The 24,501-nt window shown below is 37.4% G+C and carries 20 protein-coding genes and 3 rRNA genes; all 23 read right to left on the reverse strand.

Annotated features, from left to right (window positions below):
* Nucleotides 1–32: 32 nt before the first annotated feature.
* Complete coding sequence (gene tmk, locus B7R67_RS01965; RefSeq protein ID WP_088067054.1) at nucleotides 33–665, reverse strand: dTMP kinase; 633 nt, start codon at nucleotides 663–665, stop codon at nucleotides 33–35.
* Nucleotides 666–676: 11 nt separating this feature from the next.
* Complete coding sequence (locus tag B7R67_RS01970; protein WP_088067056.1) at nucleotides 677–2,095, reverse strand: aminotransferase class I/II-fold pyridoxal phosphate-dependent enzyme; 1,419 nt, start codon at nucleotides 2,093–2,095, stop codon at nucleotides 677–679.
* Nucleotides 2,096–2,337: 242 nt separating this feature from the next.
* Complete coding sequence (locus B7R67_RS01975; RefSeq protein WP_235822060.1) at nucleotides 2,338–2,526, reverse strand: sigma factor G inhibitor Gin; 189 nt, start codon at nucleotides 2,524–2,526, stop codon at nucleotides 2,338–2,340.
* A 454-nt stretch (nucleotides 2,527–2,980) separates the two neighbouring features.
* Nucleotides 2,981–3,096, reverse strand: a 5S ribosomal RNA gene (gene rrf / locus B7R67_RS01980).
* Nucleotides 3,097–3,151: 55 nt separating this feature from the next.
* Nucleotides 3,152–6,089 (reverse strand): 23S ribosomal RNA (locus tag B7R67_RS01985).
* A 152-nt stretch (nucleotides 6,090–6,241) separates the two neighbouring features.
* A 16S ribosomal RNA gene (locus tag B7R67_RS01990) occupies nucleotides 6,242–7,791 on the reverse strand.
* Together the 16S, 23S and 5S rRNA genes form the textbook arrangement of a ribosomal RNA operon.
* 380 nt (nucleotides 7,792–8,171) lie before the next feature.
* A complete protein-coding gene (gene lysS / locus B7R67_RS01995) occupies nucleotides 8,172–9,653 on the reverse strand; it encodes a lysine--tRNA ligase (protein ID WP_088067058.1) in 1,482 nt (493 codons plus the stop codon).
* A 134-nt stretch (nucleotides 9,654–9,787) separates the two neighbouring features.
* Complete coding sequence (dusB, locus tag B7R67_RS02000) at nucleotides 9,788–10,786, reverse strand: tRNA dihydrouridine synthase DusB (protein ID WP_088067060.1); 999 nt, start codon at nucleotides 10,784–10,786, stop codon at nucleotides 9,788–9,790.
* 28 nt (nucleotides 10,787–10,814) lie between these two features.
* Nucleotides 10,815–11,015 carry a helix-turn-helix domain-containing protein gene (locus B7R67_RS02005; protein ID WP_088067061.1) on the reverse strand — a complete coding sequence of 67 codons (201 nt, stop codon included), beginning with the start codon at nucleotides 11,013–11,015 and terminating at the stop codon, nucleotides 10,815–10,817.
* On the reverse strand, nucleotides 10,967–11,464 hold the full coding sequence (gene folK, locus B7R67_RS02010; RefSeq protein WP_088067063.1) for a 2-amino-4-hydroxy-6-hydroxymethyldihydropteridine diphosphokinase: 498 nt from the start codon (nucleotides 11,462–11,464) through the stop codon (nucleotides 10,967–10,969). The genes B7R67_RS02005 and folK overlap by 49 nt, the downstream gene beginning before the upstream one ends.
* The gene (gene folB, locus B7R67_RS02015) at nucleotides 11,461–11,823 is read right to left on the reverse strand and encodes a dihydroneopterin aldolase (protein WP_088067065.1); all 363 of its coding nucleotides are present in this window, start codon (nucleotides 11,821–11,823) and stop codon (nucleotides 11,461–11,463) included. The genes folK and folB overlap by 4 nt, the downstream gene beginning before the upstream one ends.
* 1 nt (nucleotide 11,824) lies before the next feature.
* Entirely contained in the window at nucleotides 11,825–12,658 is an 834-nt protein-coding gene (gene folP / locus B7R67_RS02020) for a dihydropteroate synthase (RefSeq protein ID WP_088067067.1), read from the reverse strand.
* Nucleotides 12,655–13,527: an aminodeoxychorismate lyase gene (gene pabC, locus B7R67_RS02025; RefSeq protein WP_088067069.1), complete on the reverse strand. Its 873-nt coding sequence runs from the start codon at nucleotides 13,525–13,527 to the stop codon at nucleotides 12,655–12,657. Before pabC ends, folP begins: the two co-directional genes overlap by 4 nt.
* Entirely contained in the window at nucleotides 13,524–14,111 is a 588-nt protein-coding gene (gene pabA / locus B7R67_RS02030; protein ID WP_088067071.1) for an aminodeoxychorismate/anthranilate synthase component II, read from the reverse strand. The genes pabC and pabA overlap by 4 nt, the downstream gene beginning before the upstream one ends.
* Nucleotides 14,108–15,526, reverse strand: coding sequence for an anthranilate synthase component I family protein (locus tag B7R67_RS02035; protein ID WP_235822061.1), 1,419 nt, complete (start codon nucleotides 15,524–15,526; stop codon nucleotides 14,108–14,110). The genes pabA and B7R67_RS02035 overlap by 4 nt, the downstream gene beginning before the upstream one ends.
* Before the next feature lie 145 nt (nucleotides 15,527–15,671).
* Nucleotides 15,672–16,592 (reverse strand): cysteine synthase A, encoded by a 921-nt coding sequence (gene cysK / locus B7R67_RS02040; RefSeq protein WP_088067073.1) that lies wholly within the window; start codon nucleotides 16,590–16,592, stop codon nucleotides 15,672–15,674.
* 155 nt (nucleotides 16,593–16,747) lie between these two features.
* Nucleotides 16,748–17,623, reverse strand: a complete 876-nt coding sequence (gene hslO, locus B7R67_RS02045; protein WP_088067075.1) for an Hsp33 family molecular chaperone HslO — start codon at nucleotides 17,621–17,623, stop codon at nucleotides 16,748–16,750.
* A 13-nt stretch (nucleotides 17,624–17,636) separates the two neighbouring features.
* Nucleotides 17,637–18,401: a type III pantothenate kinase gene (locus B7R67_RS02050; RefSeq protein ID WP_088067077.1), complete on the reverse strand. Its 765-nt coding sequence runs from the start codon at nucleotides 18,399–18,401 to the stop codon at nucleotides 17,637–17,639.
* 288 nt (nucleotides 18,402–18,689) lie between these two features.
* The gene (gene ftsH / locus B7R67_RS02055) at nucleotides 18,690–20,609 is read right to left on the reverse strand and encodes an ATP-dependent zinc metalloprotease FtsH (RefSeq protein WP_088067079.1); all 1,920 of its coding nucleotides are present in this window, start codon (nucleotides 20,607–20,609) and stop codon (nucleotides 18,690–18,692) included.
* Nucleotides 20,610–20,690: 81 nt separating this feature from the next.
* Nucleotides 20,691–21,230: a hypoxanthine phosphoribosyltransferase gene (gene hpt / locus B7R67_RS02060; RefSeq protein ID WP_088067082.1), complete on the reverse strand. Its 540-nt coding sequence runs from the start codon at nucleotides 21,228–21,230 to the stop codon at nucleotides 20,691–20,693.
* Nucleotides 21,231–21,239: 9 nt separating this feature from the next.
* Nucleotides 21,240–22,628 (reverse strand): tRNA lysidine(34) synthetase TilS, encoded by a 1,389-nt coding sequence (tilS, locus tag B7R67_RS02065; protein WP_088067084.1) that lies wholly within the window; start codon nucleotides 22,626–22,628, stop codon nucleotides 21,240–21,242.
* A 70-nt stretch (nucleotides 22,629–22,698) separates the two neighbouring features.
* Nucleotides 22,699–23,793, reverse strand: coding sequence for a protein kinase domain-containing protein (locus tag B7R67_RS02070; RefSeq protein ID WP_235822062.1), 1,095 nt, complete (start codon nucleotides 23,791–23,793; stop codon nucleotides 22,699–22,701).
* A complete protein-coding gene (locus B7R67_RS02075) occupies nucleotides 23,756–24,490 on the reverse strand; it encodes a VWA domain-containing protein (protein WP_235822063.1) in 735 nt (244 codons plus the stop codon). The genes B7R67_RS02070 and B7R67_RS02075 overlap by 38 nt, the downstream gene beginning before the upstream one ends.
* Nucleotides 24,491–24,501: the final 11 nt, after the last annotated feature.

Genomic DNA, 24,501 nt, shown 5'->3' on the forward strand with positions numbered 1-24,501 from the left:
TAATTGGTCATGTATTCATTTATTGGTAAGAATTAAATTTCACCAATCTTTTCTAAAATAACTTGTAATGTATCATTATAAACATCTTCAATCGAATTAGACGCATCTACTCGTTTAAAACGTTCTGGTTCTCTCTTCATGATTTCTGCATATCCACTTTGAACTTTTATATGAAAATCCAACTCCTCTAAATCCAATCGATTAACTTCTCTCTCTTCAGATTTGTGAACCCTCTCTAGTCCAACTTTTGGGTCTAAATCAAAGTAAATTGTTAGATTAGGCATTAATCCGTTTATCGCAAATTGGTTAATCTGATAAATTTCATCTATACCAATACCTCTACCAACGCCTTGATATGCAAGTGAACTATCGACAAATCGATCGCAAAGAACAATTTTTCCTTCCTCTAAGGCAGGGATTACTTTTTCTGCCAAATGTTGTCTTCTTGCTGCAGCATACAATAATGCCTCCGTACGTTCATCCATCTCTATATTTTCAGTATTTAGAATGATATTTCTTATGCTTTCTGCGATACGAATACCACCTGGTTCACGTGTAGAGATAAAATTTACACCTCTTTTACGAAGCTCCTCTGCAATCATATTGATGATGGTTGTTTTTCCTGCGCCCTCTGGTCCTTCAAATGTAATAAATAATGAGTTCAACCTATTTCCTCCTAAATTAATACTTCAATTTGTATATTTTTATTTTCAATTAAGTTTTGAATTGTCATTCCGTATTGATGAATATCCATAATATAGTTAACATGATCTTTCGTTATCATTTCACCTTTTAATAAAATGGGAACGCCCGGTGGGTACGGAACAATATTTTCTGCTGAAATTTCTCCTACAGAATCCACTAAATTTTTTATCAATTTCTTCTTCTTCTTTAAATCTGCATAGCTATTTAAAACTGTGCTTGTAAAATTTGGAACAGTAAGTTTAGGATATTTATTTTTAATAGGCACCATATTTTTCGTTGCTCTTTTTAATCTTGTAATATGTTCGCTATAATCCACTTTTTCATCCAAAGGTAAGATAAAAAGAACATGTCCCCAATCTGAAAGTTCTACATAGATGCCTTCTTTTTCAAATAGCTCTTGTAATTGTTTCCCGGTGTGTCCTTTTGTACTTTTCACAATTAACTTTAATAGGTCTTGCTTATAATGTGTATGACTTGTCGTAACAACTTTTAAGCAAGATGTTTCTTCAATTTGTTTAATAAATTGATCAATGTTTTTTATTAGCATTGTAACGTTTTCTAAAGAAAATGCTTCAACAAAGCTTCTTGCATAATCTAACGATGCCATTATTGGATAGGAAGGACTACTGCTTTGTAGCATTCTTAGCATTTCTCTTATTTTTTCACTCGAAACAAGCTTTGATTTTATATGTAAGTAAGAACCCATCGTCATTGCCGGCAAAGTTTTATGTGCAGACTGGATGACTAAATCTGCTCCCATGGAAAGTGCGTCATCAGGAAAAGCGTTACTAATAATAAAATGTGCACCGTGAGCTTCATCAATTATTGTAGGGATTCCCATATTGTGAGCAAAATTAATTATATTCGTTAAATTTTGAGACATTCCATAATAGTTAGGGTTAGTTAGGATCATTGCTTTAGCATTCGGATAGTTCTTTATTATGTTCATTGATTGGTTAATATTGATTCCTAGTGGTTGTCCCAATTCTTCATCAATATCAAGTGGTAAAAATATAGGTTTTGCTCCTGCTAGTAATAGCCCATGGAATATTGATTTGTGACAATTCCGTTGAACAAATACTGCATCGTTCTCGCCACATAAAGCTAAAATAGAAGCTAAGTTGCCGACAGTCGAACCGTTTACTAGAAAGAAACTCTCATCTGCCTTATATACATTTGCTAAAAGTTTTTGAGCTTCTTCAATTGACTCTGAAGGATAATGTAAATCATCTAACCCATTTAATTCAGTTACGTCGTATTTCAATATATTTGGTAATTCTAACTCATTTATAAAGTTATGGCTTCCATTTTTATGCCCTGGAACATGAAATGAGATTGTATCCTTGTTAACAAATTGTTTCAGTGCATCTAACAATGGCATGTTATTCATCTTAACGCTTCCTTTAATTTAAACTAATTGTTTGTCTATATAAGTTTACTTAAATTTATCAAGTTTTTTAATATCGAAAATAGAAAGACCGATTACATTACAAGTTCTCTCCATTACTTAAAGGCTTAGTCATGTACAATGACCAAACAGTAATTAATTATGGTAGAGGTACCTCGTATATGGTAATCGGTCCTTCATTTTGTACTTTTATTTTAACTTACTACAACTTATAAAACTACTTGTTAATTTACGATTTCTTCCTTAATTGTATTTATACTTTTTAGCTTTTCTACAAATGATTGATACAATGGTGCATCCGTTTCTGTTGCTACGATTTTCTTTTCGCATTCGTCACAAATAAATGCTTGGATAATATGAATACCTTGTTCTTTATTCTCTTCACAAACTACACACTTTGTTGATACATTCACTATTATTCCTCCTCGTAATAGTCTTTCCGGCACACTATTGATTAAACAATTTCGTTTATTAATTAGTTTTGCAAATTTAAAACTTTTTATACAATTTAGAGCCTATTTTTCTGTAATATATGAAAATAGTTCTAATTTTGTGCTTTATTTAGAATTTTTTTTAGAAAACGATACTACTTCCCTGTATATTAACTAATCCCGCCCTTAATAACTGATAAATTGTAGTCTTCATTAGATATTTTGATCACTATTCTTTAGTGTTGTAGCCCTAATAATGGCAAATCAAATTCAACTAGATTAATAGATTGAACTTCTTCCAAATTATATTTCAAAGGAGTTGGATTTGACCTCTGAATATTACACTTCTTAATTAACAGTTTAGAACAATATATTAATAAGTTCGTACTAATCGATATACAAAAAAACATCAGCCTATAAGCTGATGTTTTTGTTTACCAGGCGACGTTCTACTCTCACAGGGGGAAACCCCCAACTACCATCGACGCTGAAGAGCTTAACTGCCGTGTTCGGTATGGGAACGGGTGTGACCTCTTCGCAATAATCACCTGATTGATTGAGTTGTACTTCGTACCCTCAAAACTAGATAATGTCATTATCAAACTTGTTAGTTAAGTCCTCGACCGATTAGTATCAGTCAGCTCCACGTGTCACCACGCTTCCACCTCTGACCTATCAACCTGATCGTCTCTCAGGGGTCTTACTAGCTTAACGCTATGGGAAATCTCATCTTGAGGGGGGCTTCATGCTTAGATGCTTTCAGCACTTATCCCTTCCACACATAGCTACCCAGCCATGCTCTTGGCAGAACAACTGGTACACCAGCGGTGTGTCCATCCCGGTCCTCTCGTACTAAGGACAGCTCCTCTCAAATTTCCTGCGCCCACGACGGATAGGGACCGAACTGTCTCACGACGTTCTGAACCCAGCTCGCGTACCGCTTTAATGGGCGAACAGCCCAACCCTTGGGACCGACTACAGCCCCAGGATGCGATGAGCCGACATCGAGGTGCCAAACCTCCCCGTCGATGTGGACTCTTGGGGGAGATAAGCCTGTTATCCCCGGGGTAGCTTTTATCCGTTGAGCGATGGCCCTTCCATGCGGAACCACCGGATCACTAAGCCCGACTTTCGTCCCTGCTCGACTTGTAGGTCTCGCAGTCAAGCTCCCTTATGCCTTTACACTCTTCGAATGATTTCCAACCATTCTGAGGGAACCTTTGGGCGCCTCCGTTACTCTTTAGGAGGCGACCGCCCCAGTCAAACTGCCCACCTGACACTGTCTCCGAGCCGGATCACGGCTCTAGGTTAGAATTTCAATACAGCCAGGGTAGTATCCCACCGACGCCTCCACCGAAGCTGGCGCTCCGGCTTCTCAGGCTCCTACCTATCCTGTACAAGCTGTACCAAAATTCAATATCAAGCTGCAGTAAAGCTCCACGGGGTCTTTCCGTCCTGTCGCGGGTAACCTGCATCTTCACAGGTACTATAATTTCACCGAGTCTATGGTTGAGACAGTGCCCAAATCGTTACGCCTTTCGTGCGGGTCGGAACTTACCCGACAAGGAATTTCGCTACCTTAGGACCGTTATAGTTACGGCCGCCGTTTACTGGGGCTTCAATTCAGAGCTTCTCCCGTAAGGGATAACCCCTCCTCTTAACCTTCCAGCACCGGGCAGGCGTCAGCCCCTATACTTCGCCTTGCGGCTTCGCAGAGACCTGTGTTTTTGCTAAACAGTCGCTTGGGCCTTTTCACTGCGGCTCTCCCGGGCATACACCCAAAAGAGCACCCCTTCTCCCGAAGTTACGGGGTCATTTTGCCGAGTTCCTTAACCATAGTTCTCTCGCTCACCTTAGGATTCTCTCCTCGCCTACCTGTGTCGGTTTGCGGTACAGGCACCTATTTCCTCGCTAGAAGCTTTTCTTGGCAGCGTAGAATCAGGAACTTCGGTACTATATTTCCCTCGCCATCACAACTCAGCCTTATGATGTGCGGATTTGCCTACACATCAGCCTAATTGCTTGGACGCGCATATCCAGCAGCGCGCTTACCCTATCTTTCTGCGTCCCTCCATCGCTCAAACGGAAATGAGGTGGTACAGGAATATCAACCTGTTGTCCATCGCCTACGCCTGTCGGCCTCGGCTTAGGTCCTGACTAACCCTGGGAGGACGAGCCTTCCCCAGGAAACCTTAGGCATACGGTGGACGGGATTCTCACCCGTCTTTCGCTACTCATACCGGCATTCTCACTTCTAAGCGCTCCACCAGTCCTTACGATCTAGCTTCAACGCCCTTAGAACGCTCCCCTACCACTGATACCATACGGTATCAATCCGCAGCTTCGGTGATACGTTTAGCCCCGTTACATTTTCGGCGCAGAGTCACTCGACCAGTGAGCTATTACGCACTCTTTAAATGGTGGCTGCTTCTAAGCCAACATCCTGGTTGTCTAAGCAACTCCACATCCTTTTCCACTTAACGTATACTTTGGGACCTTAGCTGGCGGTCTGGGCTGTTTCCCTCTTGACCACGGATCTTATCACTCGTAGTCTGACTCCTATGGATAAGTCATTGGCATTCGGAGTTTGACTGAATTCGGTAACCCGTTGGGGGCCCCTAGTCCAATCAGTGCTCTACCTCCAAGACTCTAACACATAAGGCTAGCCCTAAAGCTATTTCGGGGAGAACCAGCTATCTCCGAGTTCGATTGGAATTTCTCCGCTACCCACACCTCATCCCCGCACTTTTCAACGTGCGTGGGTTCGGACCTCCATTCAGTGTTACCTGAACTTCATCCTGGACATGGGTAGATCACTCGGTTTCGGGTCTACGACCACGTACTATATCGCCCTATTCAGACTCGCTTTCGCTGCGGCTCCGTCTCTTCAACTTAACCTTGCACGGGATCGTAACTCGCCGGTTCATTCTACAAAAGGCACGCCATCACTCGTTAACGAGCTCTGACTATTTGTAAGCACACGGTTTCAGGTTCTCTTTCACTCCCCTTCCGGGGTGCTTTTCACCTTTCCCTCACGGTACTGGTTCACTATCGGTCACTAGGTAGTATTTAGCCTTGGGAGATGGTCCTCCCAGATTCCGACGGAATTTCACGTGTTCCGCCGTACTCAGGATCCACTCAAGAGGGAACGAGGTTTCAACTACAGGGTTTTTACCTTCTTCGACGGACCTTTCCAGGTCGCTTCATTTACCCCGTTCCTTTGTAACTCCGTATAGAGTGTCCTACAACCCCAAGAGGCAAGCCTCTTGGTTTGGGCTATCTTCCGTTTCGCTCGCCGCTACTCAGGAAATCGCTTTTGCTTTCTGTTCCTCCAGGTACTTAGATGTTTCAGTTCCCTGGGTCTGTCCTCAGTACCCTATGTATTCAGGTAAAGATACTACTCCATTACGAGTAGTGGGTTCCCCCATTCGGAAATCTCCGGATCAAAGCTTACTTACAGCTCCCCGAAGCATATCGGTGTTAGTCCCGTCCTTCATCGACTCCTAGTGCCAAGGCATCCACCGTGCGCCCTTTCTAACTTAACTAATTTTAAAACTAATTGAATTAAACTTACGCAGTTTAATGAATGACATTATCTAGTTTTCAAGGTACAAATTGAGAGTGAACTCTCAAAACTAAACAAAACAATGAAGAAACATTTTCATACATGAACCATCGGTTCATGATGTCTCCATAGAAAGGAGGTGATCCAGCCGCACCTTCCGATACGGCTACCTTGTTACGACTTCACCCCAATCATCTGTCCCACCTTAGGCGGCTGGCCCCTAAAAGGTTACCCCACCGACTTCGGGTGTTACAAACTCTCGTGGTGTGACGGGCGGTGTGTACAAGGCCCGGGAACGTATTCACCGCGGCATGCTGATCCGCGATTACTAGTGATTCCGGCTTCATGTAGGCGAGTTGCAGCCTACAATCCGAACTGAGAATAGTTTTATGGGATTAGCTCCACCTCGCGGTCTTGCAACCCTTTGTACTATCCATTGTAGCACGTGTGTAGCCCAGGTCATAAGGGGCATGATGATTTGACGTCATCCCCACCTTCCTCCGCTTACTTACAGCTCCCCGAAGCATATCGGTGTTAGTCCCGTCCTTCATCGACTCCTAGTGCCAAGGCATCCACGGGACTTAACCCAACATCTCACGACACGAGCTGACGACAACCATGCACCACCTGTCACTCTGTCCCCGAAGGGAAAGCCCTATCTCTAGGGTTGTCAGAGGATGTCAAGACCTGGTAAGGTTCTTCGCGTTGCTTCGAATTAAACCACATGCTCCACCACTTGTGCGGGCCCCCGTCAATTCCTTTGAGTTTCAGTCTTGCGACCGTACTCCCCAGGCGGAGTGCTTAATGCGTTAACTTCAGCACTAAAGGGCGGAAACCCTCTAACACTTAGCACTCATCGTTTACAGCGTGGACTACCAGGGTATCTAATCCTGTTTGCTCCCCACGCTTTCGCGCCTCAGCGTCAGTTACAGACCAGAAAGTCGCCTTCGCCACTGGTGTTCCTCCAAATCTCTACGCATTTCACCGCTACACTTGGAATTCCACTTTCCTCTTCTGCACTCAAGTTTCCCAGTTTCCAATGACCCTCCCCGGTTGAGCCGGGGGCTTTCACATCAGACTTAAGAAACCGCCTGCGCGCGCTTTACGCCCAATAATTCCGGACAACGCTTGCCACCTACGTATTACCGCGGCTGCTGGCACGTAGTTAGCCGTGGCTTTCTGGTTAGGTACCGTCAAGGTGCCAGCTTATTCAACTAGCACTTGTTCTTCCCTAACAACAGAGCTTTACGACCCGAAGGCCTTCATCGCTCACGCGGCGTTGCTCCGTCAGACTTTCGTCCATTGCGGAAGATTCCCTACTGCTGCCTCCCGTAGGAGTCTGGGCCGTGTCTCAGTCCCAGTGTGGCCGATCACCCTCTCAGGTCGGCTACGCATCGTCGCCTTGGTGAGCCGTTACCTCACCAACTAGCTAATGCGCCGCGGGCCCATCTATAAGTGATAGCCGAAGCCATCTTTCAACAAAGGAACAGGAGTTCCTTTGTGTCATCCGGTATTAGCTCCGGTTTCCCGAAGTTATCCCAGTCTTATAGGTAGGTTGCCCACGTGTTACTCACCCGTCCGCCGCTAACTAATTGGAGCAAGCTCCAATTAGTCCGCTCGACTTGCATGTATTAGGCACGCCGCCAGCGTTCGTCCTGAGCCAGGATCAAACTCTCCATAAAAGTTAAGTTTAAATCTTGTATTGCTCAAAAAACTAATAATTGACGTTTACTTCATGTTTTGTTTAGTTTTCAAAGTTCACTTTGTCGCTCTGAGGCGACTTAAACATCTTAACATTTTTCATCAGATGATGTCAACGTTTTTTTAAATGTTTTTTTCGTCATCAACTTGTTTTAATGTGACAACGTTTAATAATATAACACCTACAAGATTAAAAAACAATACCTAAAATTAAATTCTTTTTATTCAGATAATCTATTTTAAATTCTCTCAATAAATTAATCATAACCTCAAAGATTTTAAATCATACATAAAGACTATAAAACCTCAAGAAAACAAAAAAGCTGGCTAAAAGATTTCTTTCAGCCAGCTTTTTATTTCATTATTTATGTCTCATTAACGGGAATAATAGTACATCACGGATTGAAGGAGAGTTAGTTAATAACATAACTAGTCGATCAATACCAATTCCTAATCCACCTGTTGGAGGCATACCGTGTTCTAATGCTTCAATATAATCATCATCCATCATATGGGCTTCATCATTTCCAAGCTCACGCTCTTTAAGTTGCGCTTCGAAACGTTGTTTTTGATCAATTGGATCATTTAGCTCTGTAAATGCATTTGCATGTTCACGCGCTACAATAAATAACTCAAAGCGATCAGTAAATCGTGGATCCTCAGCATTTTTCTTCGCTAATGGAGAAATTTCAACTGGGTGACCATAAATAAATGTAGGTTGAATTAATGTTTCTTCTACTTTTTGTTCGAAGAATTCGTTAATAATATGACCTACAGTCATATTATTGTTAATTTCTACATTATGCTCTTTAGCAAATTCTCTTGCTTGTTCAACTGACATTTCTGGCCAGAAATCTACGCCACACGCTTCTTTAATTGCATCTACCATATGAAGTCTAGTCCATTTTGGCTCTAAGTTTACAGTATAATCGCCGTAAGGAATAGTTGTAGTTCCTAAAACTTCTTTCGCAATATGTGCGATAAGGTTTTCAGTAAGTTCCATAATGTCTGCATAGTCAGCATAAGCTTCATATAACTCAATCATTGTGAACTCAGGGTTATGACGAGTTGAAATTCCTTCATTACGGAATACACGACCAATTTCATAAACCTTTTCTAAACCACCAACGATTAATCGTTTTAAGTGTAACTCAATAGCAATTCGCATATACAATTCCATATCAAGCGCATTGTGGTGTGTAATAAACGGTCTAGCAGATGCACCACCTGCGATTGCATGTAACATAGGTGTTTCTACTTCTAAGTATCCTTGACTATCTAAATAACGTCTCATAGATTGAATGATCTTACTACGAGTTATAAATGTTTGGCGGCTATCCATATTCATTAAATCTAAATATCTTTGACGATAACGTTGCTCAACATCTTGTAGACCATGGAATTTATCTGGAAGTGGTAATAATGCTTTTGAAAGGAATGTATACTCTTTTACTTTAATTGATAATTCCCCCACATTTGTTTTAAACACTTCACCAGTAACACCAACAATATCACCTAGATCAGTAAGATCAAAGATTTCATATTGCTCTTCGCCTACTGCATCTTTACGTACGTAAATTTGAACTTGTCCATTTAAATCTTGAACATGAGCAAATCCAGCTTTACCTTTACCACGTTTTGTCATCACACGGCCAGCAAATGAAACAACAATTGATTTTTCTTCTAATTCTTCTTTAGAAAACTGATCGTATTGTGCTAATAATTCGTTTGAAGAATGTGTGCGCACAAATTTCTTACCGAATGGATCGATACCTTTTCCTTCAAGTGTTTTTAGCTTTTCCCTACGTATAAGGGCTTGATCGTTTAATTCTTCGTGACTCATTTTCTCAACTCCACGTTATTATTCATTAAGTATTTAAATACAATATGATTTTAATAGAAAAACTGCCAGTATTCCGTTCTGGCAGTTTTGTTTACTATAACTTATTATATTTTGTCAAGGGAAACCTGTCAAACTTACAAAACGCTTGCAGCTTCCATTTTAGCTTCTACCTCGTCAACATACGTAGTTAAAAGTTCAACCATTTGAGAACGAGTGCTAGCTTCGTTGATTTGATCGCGTATGATTGCAGTTCCTTTTAGACCTTTTAAATACCATGCAGCATGTTTTCTCATTTCCATCACAGCTACATGTTCATTTTTCAGGTTAATTAATCGATCTAAATGCAATAAACACACATCAATTTTTTCACGAGGTGTTGGTTCTGGCATTAAGACACCAGATTCCAAATACTTAACCGTTCGATAAATCATCCACGGATTCCCAAGTGCTGCACGCCCAATCATAACGCCATCGCATCCAGTTTCATCTAACATACGCTTAGCATCTTGTGGAGTCTCTACATCACCATTACCAATTACAGGGATTGAAACCTGATTTTTAACTTCTTTTATCCAGCTCCAATCAGATTTTCCTTCATACATCTGATAACGAGTACGACCATGAATAGCAACTGCTTTACCACCAGCTGCTTCAACAGCTTTAGCATTTTCAACTACATAAATATGATCGTCATCCCAACCAAGGCGCATTTTAACTGTAACAGGCTTACTTACGTTCTTTGCAACTGCATAGACCATTTCATGAATTTTATTCGGGTCTAAAAGCCATTTCGCGCCTGCGTCCACTTTTGTAATCTTAGGAACAGGACAACCCATATTAATATCAATAATATCTGCATTCGTATTTTCGTCTACGTACTTAGCAGCTTCAACTAGTGAAGATTTTTCACCACCAAAAATTTGTAAGCTTAATGGTTTTTCACGCTCATCCATGTAAAGCATATCCAATGTTCTTTTATTATTATGAAGAATAGCTTTGTCACTTACCATTTCTGCACATACTAAACCTGCACCGAATTCTTTTACAGTTAATCGAAAAGCCGAGTTACAAACTCCAGCCATCGGCGCTAATACGACGGGATTTTTCATCTCGATGTCACCAATTTTTAGCACATCCCATACTCCTTCCATCGCTTTAAATCTATATTGATAATTCCTCTACACTTACTTTTAACTGTTTTGCACAATCATGCAAAAATTGCTCAGATGGCATACGATTACCGCGTTCTACTTCACCTAAAACCGAAACAGAAACACCTAGATTTTTCGCAAAACCTTCTTGGGTATAACCTTTTAATTTTCTAAAAGCCCTAATCCGTCTCCCCCACTTTTCTGCTTCCATATACGAACTCCTTTATCCTCTAACAGTTTATTTTCAACCTTAATTGATTGGTTAATTTCTTTTAAAGGGATTAAAACAAAGCTTCTTTCAAACATTCTAGGGTGCGGTATTCTTAGGTGCTCAACTTCTATATTTTCTTGATTGTAGAGTAAAATGTCAAGGTCAATCGTTCTTGGCCCCCAACGTAATTCCCTTTTTCTACCAAGACTTAGTTCGATCCCTTGTGTGACTTCAAGTAATTGTAGTGGAGTTAAATTGGTAGAAATTTTTATAACTAAATTTAAAAATGGATCTTGATCTACGTATCCAACAGGGTCTGTTTCATATATAGAAGAAATTTGTTCTACTTGAATTTCCGAATGATTTGCTAATTCATTAATTGCTTTAGTTAGAAATCCTTCTCGATCCCCAATATTCGTTCCTAAACTGATATACGATTCATTCATCATACGCGACCTCTTGTAATTTCAACCGCTACGAAGTCATAATGTCCAGGAATTGGTGGATCAGGTTTTATAACTTTTACCGTACATTGTTGTATTAACTCATATGTATTTAGTATTTGTTTAGCAATCTCTTCAGCTACTGATTCAACCAAATCAAAAGGCTTTCCTTGAACTACTTCTTCGCAGGTTTTAAATAAATCTGCGTAACTAACTGAATACGCCAAATCATCTGTTTCTCCTGCTTTTTTTGTATCTAATTCGACAATTAAATCAACATTAAATCGCTGACCAAGTTTCTTTTCTTCTTTAAAGACACCGTGGTATCCATAAAATTTCATTCCAGTTACATAAATTTTATCCATTTTATACTCCAATCTTTAACATCGCGTCCATCATTTTAGTCATTCTTGAAATTGCCAAAACATCGTGTACTCGAACAATTTCACAGCCTTTCGTAATACCTAAACAAACTGTTGCACCTGTTCCTTCCATACGCTCATCCACTTCCGTACCAAGTACCTCTCCAATAAATCTTTTTCGAGAAGTACCAAGTAACACTGGATAATCTAATGCTTTAATTTGTTCCATCTGATTTAATACTTCTAAGTTTTGCTGCGCTGATTTAGCAAATCCAATCCCAGGGTCTAAAATAATCATTTCATCTTTAACACCTGCACGCTTAGCAATATTAATACTTTCTACAAGGTCACATACTAAGTCACTCATTAAGCTATAATAATTTTCATTTGTTCTATTATGCATTAAACAAATCGGAACGTTATAAGCAGCAGCCACGTCAGCAATTTTCGGATCTTTTTTCGCTCCCCAAACGTCATTAATAATTGTAGCCCCTGCTTCGACAGCCTGTTTAGCTACTTCGGATTTATATGTATCAATTGAAATCGGCACATCAATTTCATTTGATAACGCTTTGATCACAGGAACAACTCTTCTTAATTCTTCATCTATGTCAACTTTAGCGGCTCCTGGTCTTGTTGATTCACCACCTACGTCGATGATTTTTGCTCCATCTGCAATTAATTTCTTTGCACGTTCTATTGCTATATCAATTTCATTGTATCGACCACCATCAGAAAACGAATCAGGTGTTATATTTAAAATCCCCATAACAATCGTTTCACTTTGGATTGGTAGAGAGTAATTTCCACAAATTAAAGGTTTTGTTGCTCTTCTCATTTCTGTTCACTTCTTTCTATCTCAGTCATACTTAATAAAGATTCTCGGTAAAATCGATAATCCTTTTGTAATTCTTTCATTAGACTATTACGATTAACTTTAAAGAAATGCTCACCTATTGTAGTAACTGGAATAATTTCTTGAATAGAATTTGAAATAAAGATTTCATCTGCATTCAACAAGTCTTCCTCTTTATAAAACCCTTCTTCAACAGAAATATTTTTAGATTTTGCCCACTGGATAACAAATTGTCTTGTTATGCCATTCAGAATACCTGTATCGACATGGGGTGTATATAGTTTATCTTGTTTTATAAAAAAGAGATTTGAAACAATCCCTTCTGAAAGAAATCCTTCTTTCGTTAAAAAGATCCCTTCCACACTCGGTGAGCTACCAATCTCTCGTTTTCCAATAATATTATTTAAATAATGATGAGACTTTAATCGTTGTTTTCCTTCAGGGGAGTTTCTAGGGGTATTTAATATTACCCCTTCTTTCTCCACAATGTTACTCTCATGCATAGGTTTAATAAAAATAATTGTATTGGGATTCGTATATTCACCGGTATAAAGACCTATTTCTCCTTCACCAGCTGAAATATTTAAACGAATATATGCATCTTTTATTTCATTTCGTTCAATTAGCTCCCTCAATATCGTTTGAATCTCTTCATCAAGAAGATTCCACTCAATCTTCAATTCTTTTAACGACTTTCTTAGTCGTTTTAAGTGGTCAAATAACAAAAACGGATGCCCATTATAAATCCGAAATGTTTCAAATACACCTAAGCCATATAAAAATCCATGATCAAATGGAGATATTTTTACTTCGTGATCATTAAGGAATTCTCCATTATAGTAGATTTTCATACTGTACTCCTAGATGGCTGATATGCTAATAGAAAGTTTCTAAGCATCTCTTTTCCAAATTGGGACATGATTGATTCTGGATGAAATTGTACGCCCTCAATCGGTAAAGTTTTATGTTTCAATGCCATTATTTCTCCTTCATCAGTCCAGGCAGTTATTTCAAGTTCACTAGGAAACGTTTCTTTTTTAACGATTAACGAATGATATCGTGTAACGTCAATTGGTGACGGGAGATCATTAAATAGTCCTAATCCTTCGTGAGTAATGGATGATGTCTTTCCATGCATTAAACGTTCAGCACGGACAACATCTCCTCCAAATACTTGTGCAATTGATTGATGACCTAAACAAACCCCTAAAATCGGAATTTTTCCAGCGAAGTGTTCAATTGCTTTTAAACTAATTCCAGCCTCATTTGGAGTACATGGACCTGGCGAAATCATTAAATATGAAGGTGCTAATTCTTCGATTTCAGTCAAAGTAATTTCATCGTTTCGCTTTACAACTAATTCTTCACCAAGTTCTCCTAAATATTGAACGAGATTATAAGTAAATGAATCATAATTATCGATCATTAAAATCATTTTTCATACCCACCTAACTTAGCTTTTTCTTCACTTACTTTCTTAGCTGTCCATAATGCTTGAGCTTTCTTAAGGCTTTCTAAATATTCATGATTTGGATTAGAGTCAATAACAATACCGGCACCTGCTTGTACAAAAGCTTGTTGGTCTTTTGTTATCATCGTTCGAATCGTAATGTTTAATTCCATATCACCAGTATAGCTAATCCACCCAACAGAACCTGTATAAATTCCACGTTTCGTTGGCTCTAATTCTTCGATAATTTCCATTGTTCGAATTTTTGGTGCTCCAGTAATTGTTCCTCCTGGAAATACAGCCTTTAATAAATCAAACGCATCTCTATCCTTTTGCAATTCACCTCTTACATTTGATACAAGATGCATTACATGTGAATATTTCTCAATCACTAATAGTTCATCAACTTCAACCGTTCCATATTCACATACTTTTCCTAAGTCATTTCTTTCTAAATCAACAAGCATGATGTGCTCAGCTTGTTCTTTTTCATTTGAACGTAATTCATCCATTAAACGTTGTTCTTCTTTAATTGTTTTGCCACGAGATCTAGTACCTGCAATTGGTCTTGTCCAAACGTCTTGATCACGCTTTGCAACTAGTAATTCAGGTGAACAACTCACAATTTGGAATTCATCAAAGTCTATATAAGACATATACGGTGATGGATTAATTTCTCTAAGCTGCTCATATATAAAAAGCGGGTCTGTAACCAATGTCTCTGACTGCAGAACAGATAAGTTTACTTGGAAAACGTCCCCTGCACTAATATATTCTTTTACTTTTCCAACAGCATCAGTAAACTTCTGTTCAGACATATAAATCGTTTTCTCAATTTCTTCAGACGAAGTAATATTGGCTAAATCTATTTTTTCCACTTCATTTTTGAAGAATTCTTCTAACGCTTCAATCTGTTTCAGAGCTTTTTGTTCGTTTTGTGGCTCCTCTATCACAATAAAGTAGATTTGATTTTCTTGGTGATCAAAAATAACGATTTCATGGAAGATTAATAAATAAAGTTCTGGTATATTGTATACATCTTCAGCAATTGATGGTAAATCTTCAATATAGTGGTTACAGTCGTATGTGAAATAACCAATTGCCCCACCTTGAAACGGTGGCAAGTCTTTCTTTTTTTCAACCGTATATTTACTTAAATAATTTTTAGCTAGGTCGATTGGATTTCCTTTAATTTCGCTTGTTCCCGAATAGTCTTCTATTGTTAATGTATTATTCTTCCCATATACTTTTGCAACAGGATTTGATGCGATGATTGAATATCTCCCGTCACGACCACTTTCAAGTAGCACGGCATTCTTTTTTTCTTTTGCCTCTTGTACAAAGTGTCGAAAGAAAGGTGTCGTATAATTGATTACTTTTGAAAAGATTTCATAATTCACGTAAATATCCCCCTCTGATTGCGCTTCTTTTTTCATTTTACACAAAAAACAAAAACTATACATCAAAGCATTTTTTGGAAACACAAAAATCCCCTTGCCATATTTAGCAAAGGGATCGAACGATTGATCTATTTTACATCAGAGTTTACTCAAATTGGTATAAAGCTGTACTTAAATAACGCTCACCATTACTAGGGATAATCGCTAATACTTTTTTACCTTTTCCAAGCTCTTTAGCAACTTGCAACGCAGCGTTAATAGCAGCACCAGATGAAATACCTACTAGTATCCCTTCTTCTTTGGCAACATTACGAGCTGTCTCCATTGCAACATCATTTTTAATTTGAATGATTTCATCATAAATATCAGTATTTAAAATTTCAGGTACAAACCCCGCTCCAATACCTTGAATTTTATGTGGACCTGGTTTACCACCTGATAAAACAGGAGAATCTTCAGGTTCTACTGCTACAATTTTTATTCCTGGGTAAGCTTCTTTTAAAACAGCTCCCGCACCTGAAATCGTTCCACCAGTACCTACGCCTGAGATAAATGCATCAAGTTGATCTCCCATTTGGTCAACAATTTCAGGACCTGTAGTTAAACGGTGTACTTCTGGATTAGCAGCATTTTTAAATTGTTGCGGCATAAAATATCCGTTTTCTTTAGCAAGTTCGTCCGCTTTACGAATAGCTCCTCCCATTCCTTCTGGACCTGGAGTTAACACTAATTCTGCACCGTAAGCACGTAAAAGATTGCGTCTTTCAATACTCATTGTTTCTGGCATTACTAAAATTGTTTTATAGCCTTTTGCAGCTGCAACCATCGCTAAACCAATTCCCGTATTTCCACTTGTTGGTTCGATAATTGTATCACCTTGTTTTAATAAACCTTTTTTCTCAGAATCCTCAATCATAGCAAGTGCAATACGATCTTTCACACTACTACCTGGATTCATAAATTCTAATTTTAAGTAAATATCCGCGCTGTCCTCGTCTACTAATCTGTTTAGTTTAACTATTGGAGTCTGACCGATTAATTCATAAACTGAATTTGCAACCTTCATTCTTTCTCACTCCTAATCCCTAGTATATTGACCTGTTTAATATACATTATGTTAAAAAGAAAAGAATCTGTCAAACACTTTCTTCTTTACATAACTTGTATGATTTTCATAGTAAATTATGAAAAGAAAGTTCGACAAATTCCCGCATTTTTCACCTACAATTGGTTAATTAATTCTTTTAATTGTTCCTCAGAATAATGATATGCTTCATTACAGAAATGACACTTCACTTCCGCCTCGCCATCTTCTTCTAATATTAATTGCAATTCTTGTTTACCGATACTTAAAAGAGCACCTTCTATTCTCTCTCTTGAACATTGGCATTGGAATTTTACATCCATTGTTTCTAAAATTTTAACTTCCTCTTTACCTAATACTTCATAAAGAATTTCTTCTGGTGAAAGTCCTTCTTCAATTAGTTTCGAAACTGGTTTAATTGTCTTTAAACGGTTTTCTATTTTTGTAATACATTCATCACTTGCACCTGGTAAGATTTGAATAATAAATCCACCACTAGCTAAGATTGAATGATCTGGATTAACTAATACACCCACACCTACAGAAGATGGAGTTTGTTCAGATACCGCGAAATAATAAGTGAAATCTTCTCCAAGTTCACCAGAGACAATTGGTACTGCCCCTGTAAACGGATCTCTCATCCCAATATCTTTAACAACTGAAACAGTTCCTTCAGTACCAACGGCTTTTGCAACATCAATTTTCCCATGTTTGTTTAATTCAGTTTGAACATGAGGATTCGCTACATAACCACGTACTTCACCTTTTGCATTACTATCAACTAGGATATGACCAAGTGGACCATTTCCTTCAACTTTTAAAGTTAACTTCTCATCACCTTTTAACATCGCACCCATCATTGCACCTGCTGTAAGTGTACGACCTAATGCTGCAGAAGCATTTGACCACGTATCATGACGCTCTTGCGCTTCTTTTACAATGTTTGTTGACTTAATACTATAAGCACGTACTTCACCATTAAAAGCTAATGCTTTCACTAAATAATCTTTCATGATGTACCCCTTTTTAAGAATTTCGTTTATAAATTAAATGTAGACCTTTTAATGTTAAATAAGGATCCATTATATCAATAATATCCGATTCTTTAGATATTAATGATGCAAGTCCACCAGTTGCTATAACTGTAGGTTCTACTTTAGCTTGAGCTTTCATTCGTTTTACAATACCTTCAACTTGACCTACATAACCATACAAAATTCCAACCTGCATTGCCTCTACTGTTGTGCGGCCAACAATATTAGAAGGCCTTGATAGTTCTATTCGAGGTAATTTGGAAGCCTTTGTATATAGTGCCTCAGTTGAAATATTTATCCCTGGTGCAATTGCTCCACCAATATAATTTTTATTTTCATCTATATAACAATATGTAGTTGCTGTGCCAAAATCTACAATGATCAGTGGGCTTCCATATTGCGCAATACCAGCGACCGCGTTCACAATTCGGTCTGCACCTACTTCTTTCGGGTTGTCATATTTAATGTTTAAGCCCGTTTTAATACCAGGACCTACAATTAAAGGCTTTTGTTTAAAGTATTTAGTTGCCATTCTTTCCAACGAAAACATAATTGGAGGGACAACTGAAGAAATAATAACTGCATGAAACTCATCGAAACCTATACCTGCATATTTTAGTAAAGAACCAATGACCATACCGTATTCATCTTCTGTTTTATATCGATTCGTTTCAATTCTCCAATGATGAATCAATTCATCTTCTTGATAAACACCTAGAACAGTATTTGTATTTCCAACATCAATTACAAATAACATATAATCCACCGTCTCTCCATTTCGAAAATAATACTGGTTTTATTTTATATTTTTAGTTTTTAGCACGTATTTTATCACTATAAAAATAATGATAACACAAGTCATTCCTAGTTTGAAAATAGATGCTTTCTCTTTAAAACAGAATTGAGAAAATGCAAGTTAAGGTTGAAAAAAGATTTTTTGAAATACTTTCCTACCTAGCAGCTTTTAAAACTTACCGACATTTCCAGAAACTATAGAATAGCCTAAAAACAAAAGAAAGAGTGTCTATAAAGACACTCTCTATTATTATTCAGTAATTTTTGGCTCAGTTGGCTCATCGTCCTTTTTAGGAGCAATGTTAACTTTAACCTCATCAGTTGAAGCTGGAGATGTTGGAAGCGTACCTTGTTCCCAAAGACTCTTAATTCCTTTTGCATCTAATGTTTCAACTTCTAATAAAGTATTAGCAAGTAAGTCTAATTTATCACGATGTTTCTTAATAATATCAGTAGCTTTTGCATAACACTCTTTAATAATTGTTTGGATCTCTACGTCAATTTCATAAGCAATCTTATCACTGTAATTTTGCTCATTGTTAAAGTCTCTACCAAGGAATACATTCCCTCCTTGAGATTGACCAAATTGTAATGGACCTAGTTTATCGCTCATACCGAACTCAGTAACCATACGACGAGCAATACCTGTTGCACGTTGGAAGTCATTATGAGCTCCTGTACTTACTTCACCAAACACTACTTCTTCAGCAACACGTCCACCAAGTAGACCTGTAATTTTATCTAGTAATTCTGGTTTTGTCATAAAGTAACGATCTTCTTTTGGAAGCATTACTGCATAACCACCAGCTTGACCACGAGGTACAATTGTTACTTTATGAACCATTTCAGCCTCATCTAACACTTGACCAATAACCGTATGTCCAGCTTCATGGAACGCAACAATTTTACGCTCTTTTTCAGAGATAACTTTATTTTTCTTAGCAGGACCTGCAATTACACGATCCGTTGCTTCATCGATATCAAGCATATCGATTTTCTTTTTATCACGACGAGCAGCTACTAGAGCAGCTTCGTTTAATAAGTTTTCTAAGTCTGCACCAGAGAATCCAGGTGTTCTTTGAGCGATTGCTTTTAAGTCAACTTCCGGAGACAATGGTTTATTTCTAGAATGTACTTTTAATACAGCTTCACGTCCAATAACATCAGGGCGATCAACCGTAATTTGTCGGTCAAAACGTCCTGGACGTAGTAATGCCGGATCTAATACGTCTGCACGGTTTGTTGCAGCGATGATAATAATACCTTCATTTGCACCGAAACCATCCATTTCAACTAGTAACTGGTTTAATGTTTGTTCACGCTCATCGTGACCTCCACCTAATCCAGCACCACGTTGACGACCTACAGCATCGATTTCATCAATAAATATAATACAAGGAGCGTTTTTCTTCGCGTTTTCAAATAAATCACGAACACGAGAAGCACCGACCCCTACAAACATTTCAACAAAGTCAGAACCACTGATTGAGAAGAAAGGAACGCCAGCTTCTCCAGCAACAGCTCGTGCTAATAATGTTTTACCTGTACCTGGAGGTCCTACTAATAGTACCCCTTTAGGAATTCTTGCACCTAATTCAGAGAATTTACGAGGATCCTTCAAGAACTCAACAACTTCAACAAGTTCTTGTTTCTCTTCATCAGCACCTGCAACATCTTTAAAACGTACTTTCTTTTTCTCGTCATTATATAGACGAGCTTTACTCTTCCCGAAATTCATAACACGGCTTCCGCCACCTTGTGCTTGATTCATTAAGAAGAAGAAAAGAATGAAAATAATCACAAATGGAATCAGTGAAGTAAAGATTTGTACCCATGCACTTGTTGTTTCAGCTGGATTCCAATTAGCTTTTGTTTTAAAGTCTGCTACCGCTTTATTAACTATTTTCGTCGTTTCGTCACTAATTGGTACTTGAGTTTGGAAAGATTCGCCTTTTTTTGCATCTGTAAAGTGACCTCTTACTATGTACACTCCATTTTTAGGTTGGATAGATGTTAAACTGCTAACATCGCCTTTTTCTAACTTAGTATAAAATGTATCGTAACTTACTTTCTTAACTTGAGATTCTGGCCCATTGAAATATGTAACAACACCAATCACAACTAAGAAGATTAATATGTAAAAGACTGTATTACGGAAAATTCGATTCAATTCCAAACCTCCTCTCTTTCAATTTAATTACTTTATATAGTAGCATAGTTAAACAATGTAAACAAACGAATAAAACTTGACTTATTTCGTGTAAACTTCAGGCTTTAATACGCCAACATATGGCAGATTTCGATAGCGCTCAATATAATCTAAACCATATCCTACTACGAAAGCATCTGGTACTTCGAAGCCAACTAAATCAGCTTCAATATTCGCTTTACGTCCACTTGGCTTATCTAATAAAGTAACAATTTTAACTGTATTCGCTTTACGATGTTTAAATAATTCAACTAAATAATTTAAAGTTAGGCCGCTATCGATAATATCTTCTAGAATGACTACATCTCTTCCTTCTACAGAAGTATTTAAATCTTTAACGATTTTTACTTCACCAGAAGAAACTGTACTGTGTCCATAACTAGAAACGTCCATAAAATCAATTTCTATATATGTATCAATATGCTTGATAAGATCAGACATAAACGGAAGAGCTCCTTTTAAAACACCCACTACTAGTGGAAAGCGGTCTTTGTACTCTTCTGTTAGTACTGCACCTAATTCTTTTACTTTTTGTTGAATTGCCTCTTCACTTACTAATACTTGTTGAATGTCTTGTTTCATCTTTTCCTCCTAGAAACTCTTTGAAACCACCTGTATTGCAATGAGCGACTCATCTGTCGAAAAATTTCTTTCAAATGCAGATTTTTTTACGAAAGGTACCCATAATATATTATTTTGACTATCCGTAATTATTGGCCATTCATCACGTAATGATTGTTTCATTTTTTCATCGATAAATATATCTTTTAACTTTTTTGACCCATTCATACCTTTTAATGACATTCGATCACCATTCTTTCGATTCCGAATAACGAGTGGAAAAGAAACATCCTTGACAGAACAAATAAACGTATCGTTTTTTGGTTCAAGACATTGATTGTTTAATTCAACTTTTATCGAAAATCCATTTGGAAGCTCGTATATCCCTGGCTCATTAACAGAAATAGTATAATACTTCACATTCGTTTGTTCGAATGTAAAAACACATTCATTATATGAGCGTACGACTAAGAGTCCTTCGGGTAAATTTAGTTCCCATGTGGTTTTTTCACTTTGTAATAAAGTCAGAATTGAATTAAGATGCCCTTGTGTCAAGCCTTTAGGTATATGTAGGTAGACATATTCTAATATTAGTTGAATACATCTTCTTTGTAAAGATATAGGCACTTTTAAAAACTGCTCCACATCAATAGTGACTGCTTGTTTTTGTTTATTTTTTATAACTGTATTCATAATACCTTCAGTTAATTCCATTAAATATAGTTCATCATCTAACTGTTGTCTACTAAATTGCTGGAATCGCTTTTGTGCAGTCGGATTTTCATCAAAGATAAAAGGAAGAACATGATGTCTAAATCGATTTCTTGTATAGACGTCTTTTTCATTACTTGGATCTTTTCTTGGTATGATATTTTTTTCATGGCAATATGAAATTAAATCATGCTTTCTCAATTCTAAGAACGGACGAATAATTTCTCCGGTACTAAAAGGTCTCTTTTCTCTCATACCAGCGTATCCAATTGAAGAGCTCCCTCTTACTAAGCGCATTAAAATGGTCTCAATTTGATCTTCTCCATGGTGTCCTAACGCTAAGTAATCTGCTTGATGCTTTTGCATGATTTCGTCAAAAAAATGATATCGGCAATCTCTTGCTGCTTGCTGACTACTTAATCCCGTTTCTTCAATATATTTATTTACATTTATTCTTCCACCCTCAAAGTGAACATTGTTTAAGTGGCACCAATTTTTAACATACTCCAAGTCATCCAATGATTCTTGTCCTCTAAACATATGGTCTACATGTGCAATGATGATTTTAAATTCATATTCTTCTTTAATTGACACAAAAGAATGCGCTAAAGCCATCGAGTCTGGTCCACCTGAAACACCAATAACGATTACACTTTTAGCGCCAATATTATATTGTTTTAAAAAGTCCTTTAATTGATTCATAACCATTGATTCATACTCCTAATGAAAAGCAAAATTATATCTATATGTTAACATTCCCACCGTTGGAGTACTATGATTAAAGCTGGTAATAAAAATATACTGCATATGCCAATCCGATTAACAAGAGAATCGTCGATGTTTCAAACCAATGAATTCTTTTTTTCTTTTGCTTAACTTGGACATTCGCTCTTGCTGGAGAAGGCTGAGTTTGTCTTGCTGTCTGATGCTGTTGTTTTGATTGCCTTGTTTGATTAGTAGAATTTTTTTGGTTTTTGGATTGTCTAGTTTGATACATCGACTGGTTCTGACTAGTTGAAGGTTGGACTTTCTTATTCTTCTGTTTTTTTGTTACATTTATTTTTTGTTCATACATTAACAGTGATTTCTTCATTGCACTTGCACTCACGTACTCACCTTTTAAGCCTTTCATTAGAAAATCTTTATACGGATTAAGAGTTTGAGTTTGAGCAATTATTTGTTCAATTTGTTTTATTCCTTGTCCATTTTTTATAAATTGCTTTTTTAAGTGCAAATGGATAAAGATCATTGTGACAGCAAATAAGTCATAAGATAATTCAGCTTTTCTAGTGCCTAAACCCCAGTAACCACGATCAAAGAACTCTGTAAATTCTTTAACAGCACGTCCAATTTGTGTGACTCCACCAAAATCGATCCACCTGATTTTATTTGGCTCTTTTGTAACTAATAGATTATCTGTCTTTAAATCACCAAAAATAAAACCTTTGTGATGCAATTGTTCTAATAGGGATAGTAATTGAATAATAAAGATGCTACTCCATTCCATACCGTTCCGCTCTATAAATTGAGGTAAACTTACACCATTAACGTATTCCATTACATAAAAGTAGTAATTTTCTTTCGAGCTCGGGTTTAGATAATCATCAACATCTATAAAAGAAGGTCCAAGGAAGGAATCCTGGACCTGTGTGATTTTTTTTAAAACGTTTACTTCATTTGTGATATTTGTTGAATCTGTACTCATCTTAAGAGCAACTTCTCCATCTTTCCCTGAAGCAAGATAAACTGTTCCATTTGCTCCGTTTCCAAGTAAACTCTTAATTTTGTATTGATTCTTATTCCACTTTCCAGTAATAAGAGTCCCAGGCGCTAAATTAATCTGCCCATTCAATTGACTGTTCATCATCGTCATTATTACCTCTAATATAATTTTGTTCGTTAAAATAATTTAACGCTTCACGTATAGCAGGACCTGTTGGTGTCATACCACGCATTGTTAATTTAGGAAAAATAGTATTTAATTTTTCCAACTTAGGTGTCCAGTCTAATAATTTGTCGACATCATCATGTTTCCCTGGAAATATAAATAATGAATAGGCATTTTCACCTGTTCTAGAATTCAAACTAATTTGTAAATCAAATAATGATTCTTTTACGGTATCTAATTTATCTTTCATACTAGCACTCGTATCTACTAAAATAATAACTTCTAAACCTACAGTTTCTCCAATATCTTCAACAACCTCATAAACTTCTTCTCGCTTTGAAGGTGGGAGAGACTCAATTGAATTATTTGACCCTAAAATCTGCTTTAATTCTTTATTAACAAACCCTTGGATTGTTTGAGTCATTGCTTTTCTAGTTACCATTTGAACAGTTTGAGAGAGTTGCTTCGTATAAACGATTTGACTAATCCCTCCACCAGCTTTTGCAATTTCTTCAATTTCCTTTAGACCATCTCCATTTTGAACATGCTCATCTAAAATCCCTATTACATTTACTGTAATACCATATTCTTGAGCTAAGCTTGAGACAGCTAATGGGTCCTCACCGTGATTTGAATAACCATCTGTTATTAATAGAATTTGTTTCAATTTTCCCTTATACATACTTAATCCCC

Origin of the sequence: Gottfriedia luciferensis (assembly GCF_002156865.1) — a bacterium.
Taxonomy (GTDB): Bacteria; Bacillota; Bacilli; order Bacillales; family Bacillaceae_G; genus Gottfriedia; species Gottfriedia luciferensis.